At 36.2% G+C, this 6,528-nt stretch carries 6 protein-coding genes and 1 pseudogene; 1 reads left to right on the top strand and 6 read right to left on the bottom strand.

The window, feature by feature from the left end; translation table 11 throughout:
• Positions 1-890 (top strand): glycosyltransferase family 2 protein (locus ACJAT7_RS17045; RefSeq protein WP_415228001.1); only part of this gene is annotated, 890 nt, incomplete at its 5' end.
• Here ACJAT7_RS17045 and ACJAT7_RS17040 read toward each other — a convergent pair.
• From ACJAT7_RS17040 to ACJAT7_RS17015, 6 genes and pseudogenes are all read right to left on the bottom strand, one after another.
• Positions 887-1,063, bottom strand: a complete 177-nt coding sequence (locus ACJAT7_RS17040) for a transposase domain-containing protein (protein WP_415228000.1) — start codon at positions 1,061-1,063, stop codon at positions 887-889. The genes ACJAT7_RS17045 and ACJAT7_RS17040 overlap by 4 nt on opposite strands.
• A 73-nt stretch (positions 1,064-1,136) precedes the next feature.
• The gene (tnpA, locus tag ACJAT7_RS17035) at positions 1,137-1,256 is read right to left on the bottom strand and encodes an IS66 family insertion sequence element accessory protein TnpA (protein WP_415227999.1); all 120 of its coding nucleotides are present in this window, start codon (positions 1,254-1,256) and stop codon (positions 1,137-1,139) included.
• 346 nt (positions 1,257-1,602) lie between these two features.
• Positions 1,603-2,346: a hypothetical protein gene (locus tag ACJAT7_RS17030; RefSeq protein ID WP_415227998.1), complete on the bottom strand. Its 744-nt coding sequence runs from the start codon at positions 2,344-2,346 to the stop codon at positions 1,603-1,605.
• An 841-nt stretch (positions 2,347-3,187) separates the two neighbouring features.
• Positions 3,188-3,373 (bottom strand): IS66 family insertion sequence element accessory protein TnpA, encoded by a 186-nt coding sequence (tnpA, locus tag ACJAT7_RS17025; RefSeq protein WP_415227997.1) that lies wholly within the window; start codon positions 3,371-3,373, stop codon positions 3,188-3,190.
• Positions 3,374-3,586: 213 nt separating this feature from the next.
• Positions 3,587-4,141 (bottom strand): annotated as a pseudogene (gene tnpC, locus ACJAT7_RS17020) (IS66 family transposase).
• Positions 4,142-4,709: 568 nt separating this feature from the next.
• Complete coding sequence (locus ACJAT7_RS17015; RefSeq protein WP_415227996.1) at positions 4,710-5,672, bottom strand: polysaccharide pyruvyl transferase family protein; 963 nt, start codon at positions 5,670-5,672, stop codon at positions 4,710-4,712.
• Positions 5,673-6,528 lie beyond the last annotated feature (856 nt).

Here is a 6,528-nt window from a genome sequence, read left to right as displayed (position 1 = left end):
AGAGCTTTCAAAACTTTGAACTGATTGCTATCAATGATGGTTCGACGGATAACTCTCTTAATATTCTATTGGAATACCAAGACCGTTTTGCGGGTAAATTAAGTATTGTAGAACAAAAAAATCAAGGTTTATCAGCTGCGCGAAATACAGGGCTAGATAAAGCCACAGGAGAATTTGTTTACTTTCTTGATAGCGATGATTGGATTTTGCCTAATACATTAGAAAAATGCATTCAGGCCTTAGAAGAAAATAATGCCGACTTAGTGGTGTTTAATGCCAAAGCATTTTGTGATGATATGCCAGATGAAATGTTACTTAGACTTGATTATACCCGTAATTTACCTCATCAATCTTATACTATTGGTCATAATTTGTTTATAGATTCGAGAGGTATCGGCAAATATGTAGTGCAATCTTGCTGCTATATGTATCGTTTAAAGTCGCATTTTACTTTACGCTTTATAGGTGGAATTCTACATGAAGACCACTACTTTACGACAATGCTTTTTGTCAATTCATCAAAAATACAAGTTCTAAAGGACCGTTTTTTTCAACGTCGCATCCGTCCAAACTCAATAACAACGAGCACCCTGTCGATGAGACATGCTACTGGTTATTTTGAAACGGCTTTTGTGTTAAGTGAGCATTTATCAAAAAAATCAATTAATTCGAAAGAACTCTCAAAATATTATAATGATTTGTTTCAACGAGGACTCAGAATCGAAAGAGAAATATATCAGGGCTACATGAAGTTCTATCGAAAATGGGAGCTTTTGAACAAATCTAAGGCATTTATAAATTATAAAATTTTTACTCGGATCCTATTCCCTGTGCTATATGAAAATATAGTTAGTTTCTTGAAAAGTAACCGTCTCGTAAAAGACGTCTAGCCTAAGTTAACATGCCATAGCAGCAGTCGCTCGAGGTCCTGCTCGGGATGACTAAATTGCTCAAGCAGAACAGTGATGTAGTTATAAGGCGACAGGCCATTGGCTTTTGCCGTTTCAACAATCGAATACAACACCGCGCTAGCCTTTGCTCCATTTGCTGTTTGTGAGAACATACTGCTCATTAATAACGAACGGGATGACCTGTTGAGGCTGGGTTTTCTTTGTTTGACGAGTAAGGCGCTAACGCTAGGCGTAGAAAGTTGATATGTTTATTTTGTTATCGCGACAAAATTGAACAATGCTCAAACCAGCAGATTGTTGCCGCTCAAAAACATTTTTCCAGTGTTTTTTTTTGTTGAATATCAATAATTACCACATGTTAATTTACTGAGATAATTATGTTGAAGCGCGATTAATATTGATATGTGGGGGTAATTACACGCTTACTTTTTTAGTACGCTTTGTCATTTTACACCTCAATAGTTGGATATTATCCTTTATTGAAGTGACCGGCTAATTCAACCACAGCAATTAGTTGTGTCCAAAATTTAGGTTAATGTGTATTTGGGCGAATTTACACGGCTAAGTTGCATAAGTTGACAATACCTTGCGAAGCCTTAACTAAATTCTTTGGGGGTCATTCGTAAATACAGACTAAGAATAAACTCAATCAACACTGACCACCCCCCTTATGTATGAAGTAGTCAAGCAGTTATTTGTGCCGAACAACCACTTTTATCAATTGTTTACATAAATGCCATTGTCTAGCTAATGTGCCTCTTAAAACGGCAACAGCTAAAATTCTTCGTATACTTTTTTCTTTGCATAATCTTAGACTGTTTTTCCAGAATTCTAAAGTATAACTATTTGATCCCGGAATCTGGCCAATTACTTTTCGTGCATCCTTTTCCATATCAAACTTACCAAAGCTGACGACAGAATCGTTCAACCCCAATATATGTATATCCATTTTAGTGCGAAGGCATTTTTCACATTCACCGCAATTGTATTTGTTGCCCGTATTTAACCAGCAAACTCTTAGGTTTTTTAAATATTCTGGAGCATATTCACTTATATATTTAACCTTATTGAAACGATTAAACCGCGGACTATAATGCACGACCGATATGTGCGAGCTTGAATAAAGCCGGTCAACCAATGGGCCCGATGCATGTGGTTGAAGATCATCGTATAAACCATAGCTGCCTATTATTGAAAATCTAGCACCTTTTGACAGAAAGTTAGTTATTGCGCCCAACATTGGGCCAAAGCCCATATCAGTCCAACGAACATCGCGCTGAAAGTCCCTTGAATTGGTTTTTACTGGTAGGAAGGTAGATGCACTTTCATTGGGTATGGCATCTATTAGCATAGTTTTAGTAGTGTTCCATAACGCCTCATTTTCGAGTTTTATATCCATACCCCAAACAGCAACTAAATAGTCGATTTCTGACAATTTGTCTGCTCGACGTCCTGCGATATTAAAGATGGAGTCTACACCACCAGAATAAAAACTCATCGTTTTATGTTGCGTAGAAATATGCCTGAGCCCATGAGTTCCTTTTGAAAAGTCGATTTTTATACGCGCATAACCATACCAAACACAATAAATTTCAATTAATTCATTTAGGTTTTCGAGTAAAAAGGAATCAACTAAAGGTTCTGACCAGTTCGAATTGCAAGTGGCACTAACGCCAGCAAGAAGGCATCAAAGCTTTCGTTTATCATAAACGCAAATTCGTCTTGGGTACTAAAAAAACATCGCTCCCCTTTAAAGTTATGATGCTCATCGTCGACTAAGCATTCTAAAGTCGCTTGTTTCAAAGAAAGATTGAAAAGTCTTATCATATTGAATATCTCAAAACTAGTATAATTAGTGCAAATTGAATTGTGGTGGGTTACTTTCATCAATTGCTTTCACAAGATAATTACATGTATTGACTTGTATTGCTCTAGAAAAATGAATTCCACGAAGGCTATTACTTATTTTGATTACAAAAACCCTTTCAATAGATTCAATTATAGCGCTAATGCGGTATTGATATACAAAGCAACTTTATAAAAAATGTCTCATTTAATAGCATTCTAGTGAGTATTTTTAAAGTGACACAATCATACATAAGTATTCTAATCGCTGAAAATTACAGTTATGAAAGAAAGATTAAACACTAATTAAGCAATAAAATTAACGGCGAATAATAAAACCAAGTTGGCCGATTCAACTCGGAATGCTCTTACCCCTATAATCCTATGGCTTGTGCAAAGTGAATGACATAAATTGTAGTTGTTTGAAATGCTTAGGGAAGTTTCTTAAACTCCCGTTCTAGATCAGCTCCCATTTGAGGATATTTTACTTGTGCGATAAGTTCGTTAATACGTGACATGCTTTCTCCTTGTTGTTTGCAGAATTCAGCAACCGACATGCCGCTGATTTCATGTTGTTCAATGATGGTTTGCCACTCTTTGGAACTACGCCTTGCCATATTCGACTCCGGTGATGATCAAAGTCGGTATTTTGTTCTGCAAGATTAACTAATGGAATGTGCTAATTGCCGGTCGCTTAAATAGAAGCCTCTTGATTTTTAGCTAAAGAGTAACTGTCCCGTAAAAGACGTCTAGCCTAAGTTAACATTCCGTGGCAGCAGTCGCTCGAGGTCTTGCTCGGGTTGACTAAATTGCTCAAACAGATAGGTGATCTAGTTATAAGGCGTTAGGCTATTGGCTTTTACCGCCTCAACAATCGAATACAACACCTTGCTAGCCTTTGCTCCATTTGCTGTTTGTGAGAACATCCATATCCTTCTACCCATCACGAACGGCTTTATCCCTCGCTCAGCGCGATTATTATCGATGCTTAAGTGCCCATCAAGCGTATAACGTTGAAGCTTCTCCCATTGATTTAAACAATATTAGATGGCCGCGCTTAAGTCGTTTTGACTAATGACTTGCTCCTTAGATTTAATCAGCCATGTTTTAAACTCTGCAAGTAGAGGCAAGCTCTTTTCTTGCCTGATGCGATAACGCTCATCGGGTGTTTTGCCTTTGATTATCGTTTCCACACGATACAGCTTTTGAATATGGTTTAGCGCCCATTCAACTTTTCCACTTTTATGTTTGCCCATCGCTTTTTGCGCGTCGGTAAAATACCGTCTAGCGTGTGCCCAACAGCCAACTAAGGTCGCTTGTGTTTTATGATAACCGGCGTAACCATCCACGTGCATGTATCCATCATATCCACCAAGATAATCTATCGCGACTTGACCTGCTCAACTGGCGTTATAGTCATACAACACGATGTTTGGGATATCTGTACCGGCTAGCTTTCCTTCAGGCGAGTCTGCGCCTGAGGCATATTGACATGGTCAACATAATGCTAATACCTTCATAACATCGGCAAGCCATTTGGCTTCAACTGGCTGGTGTCTGAACTGACTTTTTATTTATTTCACTTCTACGTGCATAAAAGGTTTAAAGATGAATGTTGTACTTCGCAGAGTATTCAGTCATTTTTAAACCACTGGCTTGCTGACAGCAACCGTGTTTTTCAACTCATCTTTTGTTTGGCGTTGTCGTCGCATAATATCCTCGATTAATTATCAAAGATATTATTGTGGGATACTAGGTTGATATCTAAAAGTCGGCCTATGCGAGTCGCTTACATTGAAAATAAGTAAGTAACACTTTTAATGAATATTATTGCCATATTTTTTGGGACATAGTTTAAATTGAATGTCTGAATTGTTGTAGCCAGTACTAAATTAGTAGTTCACACAGTACTGACAGTAACATGCCAAAATACGCACTGTAAGGTTCACTATTTTAACTTAGGTCTTTATTTTCAGCTATCACTTCTACAAGATCGGTATCGTTAATCCACTGTTTAAAATAGTTTAAATTCTTTCCATAAGAGTTATCTAAAAGTTTGATGTTCTTACCTAATAAATAAGACAAGATAAAACCGTGCAGTCGATCCGTATAAACCGTATTGTGCAAATTAAAAAAGTTAATCGAGCGGAATATTAAGCTATCGGAATGAATTTTCCAGCTCCTTACTAATCGAGGTGTTAGAAAATTAAAATGTTCTAGTTTAGTAATATATTTACGATATGTATAATCCCATGGTTCTAGGATATTTTCCCAATCAAATGATCGTTTTGTAATCTGAAGTTCCGTTGATACCTTTTCAATATCGACACGCCTTAAATTAATAATTTTAGGCGTGTCGATATTGAGTGATTCTACTTCAGTAATGTCAATTAAAGGATGTAAGCTATGGGCCATATCTGGCATTAAAGAGGAGTTCTTTGAAAAAACCTTAGCGATTTCAAGGCTTTTTTGGTCTCTTAAATAAATATGTAAATCGGGGTGGTGAGAAAAAATATCACTGCTCTTTTTCATTTCACTATCATTAGAAAAGTGTATGGTTTGGGGTAGAATAATTATTCGTTTATTTGGAAACTTCTTAATTAAAGATTCTCGTAAATGTTGATGTCGAGGGTATAAATCTCCAAAACTACCGCCACCTAAAAACATGATTACTTCACATTTCTCTATAATGCCGAGATTCACAGTACGATCTAAAGCCCTGTACTGAACATTGATATTATGTTCTTTAATAAAGGCTTCTGTACCTGCATATATAAGATGATCTCCGACATTAAAGTGGGGAGGTATATCCAAAAATGCGACCTTTTTATTTTCACAAAGTAGTGCAATATTGCTATGCAGGCTTTTAAGATAATTTAATTTTTTATTCCAGCTTGTTTTGTAATTTAATTCCATCAAACTATCCGTTATATCTATGATTTAAAATAATATATAAATTTAAAAAGTTAGGTAATAACATATTTTACCTATTTCTTTTTAGGTACTTTTTTAACAGACTTTAATATAAACGCTAAGCTACTTTTAGTTTAATGGCTTTCAATATTGCCAATTAATTTATATTTAAATTCTGTATTAAGCCGATTGGCTACTTCGACCGCGCCTTCATGGGTAAAATGTCCATAATCAAACGTAATCGGCATCTCTTGCGTGGTTAATACTAAGCACCTTTCAGAACCTGCCGGGCAAATTAAATCAATTAATGATACATATGTTACTCCAGTAACTTTACTGATTTTTTAAATTCATTGTCCATTTTTTTTAGGACTGAGTAGCGTTTTGAATATCTTGAATGTCAGTTATCGCTAAAATTCTGGGTAAATCTTTTCGGTATTCTAAGGTACGGCCAATCACGAAAATCTCGCTTACATAGTTTTTAACATAGTCGACGGTTTTAAAAAGAGCTTTGTGTTCATGTTCTTTCCATCTACCAGCTATGATGATTCAGTCGAATTTCTTTTTGGTCATAAGTTGCTCAAAACCAAATTTCATTAAATCAGTACGTCGTTTTTGACCGCGGTAACTGATTAACGGGCGACAGCCAGACGCTGTGACTTGACTGCGAATTTGATTGCCGGCTTTTTATGACTGTAAAGCGCTATCCCAATGTGCTGCATGGCCATCAATAATCAATAATCAATAATCAATAATACATTGTATTTGTTTTTATCAAAGTCGATACATTTATCTTTATTAAAATACTTTATATTGTTAGTTGACGGGCCAAGTAAACAAATAGCATCGTCATTTGCCT

It is taken from the genome of Psychromonas sp. (assembly GCF_047632995.1).
GTDB lineage: Bacteria > Pseudomonadota > Gammaproteobacteria > Enterobacterales > Psychromonadaceae > Psychromonas.
This window is presented reverse-complemented; position numbering and strand designations above follow the sequence as displayed.

Coding starts and splice junctions, on each gene's coding strand:
- tnpA (WP_415227997.1), bottom strand. CDS start 3,373: ATGGCAAGGCGTAGTTCCAAAGAGTGGCAAACCATCATTGAACAACAT.
- ACJAT7_RS17040 (WP_415228000.1), bottom strand. CDS start 1,063: ATGTTCTCACAAACAGCAAATGGAGCAAAGGCTAGCGCGGTGTTGTAT.
- ACJAT7_RS17015 (WP_415227996.1), bottom strand. CDS start 5,672: ATGGAATTAAATTACAAAACAAGCTGGAATAAAAAATTAAATTATCTT.